Source organism: Poseidonocella sp. HB161398 (assembly GCF_005870025.1).
Classification (GTDB): Bacteria; Pseudomonadota; Alphaproteobacteria; order Rhodobacterales; family Rhodobacteraceae; genus Mangrovicoccus.
In genome coordinates this window covers 1-821 of the sequence record NZ_VATA01000249.1, presented here as the reverse complement: position 1 = coordinate 821, position 821 = coordinate 1, and the positions used below count along the sequence as shown (strand labels likewise).

General features: G+C 63.6%; 1 protein-coding gene. It reads right to left on the bottom strand.

Features of this window, described 5'->3' with window-relative positions; translation table 11 throughout:
- Positions 1–821, bottom strand: an 821-nt coding sequence (locus FGX59_RS37080; protein ID WP_370296520.1) for a sugar phosphate isomerase/epimerase family protein, incomplete at both ends; no start/stop codon positions are given.

The window sequence follows — 821 nt, the reverse complement described above, 5'->3', positions numbered from 1 at the left end:
TAGCGCTTGGTCTCGGAGAGCATGAAGCGGGCGCTGTCCTCGGCGCGGTCTTCCCAGCCGAAGACGCAGTTCGACAGCACGCCGTCGAATTTCATCTCGGCGAGGGTGGAGAAGAACGTGTCCCAGTCGATCTCGCCCTGGCCGTAATCCAGGTGCTGGTGCACGCGGACCTTCGATTCCGGCGGGTTGACGATGTAGCGCAGCTCCGAGGACTTGTTGTGGTCATAGGTGTCCGCGAGGCGCACATGCTCCAGCAGGCCTTCGGTCGCCTTCAGGTTCGCCACCATGTCCGGCCCGTAGAAGAACGTGTGCGGCGCGATGAAGGAGGCGCGCACCATCGGCGAGTTGATCGTCTTGATGATGTCGATCGCCGGGGCGATCTCCTCGATCCAGTCCTCGGGATGGGCCTCGAGCGACAGCTTGATGCCCTCGCGCTCCAGGATCGGCACCAGGATGTCCATCGCCTTGAGGAACTGGCCCTCGCAGACCTCGGGACGGTGGATGCCCGAGCGGTCGTTCAGGCTGCGGTTCGGCGAGCCGCCGCGGCCGAATTCGGAGACGAACATCGGGCATTCCAGCTCGATGGCGAACTCGATGGCGCGCTTCCAGTTGTCGATCGCCATGTCCCATTCATCCGCATAGGGCGAGGCCCAGCGGTACATCGGCTGGATCGTGGCGAGGCCGACATTGTTGTCCTTCAGCGCCTGCTTGAAGCCCTTGATCCGCTCGGGATAGAGCTTCGGCCGCGTCCACCAGGAGAAGAAATCCGGGCGCGGGGACATCTCGACATGGTCGTAGCCGAGTTCGGCGACCTTGCGGAT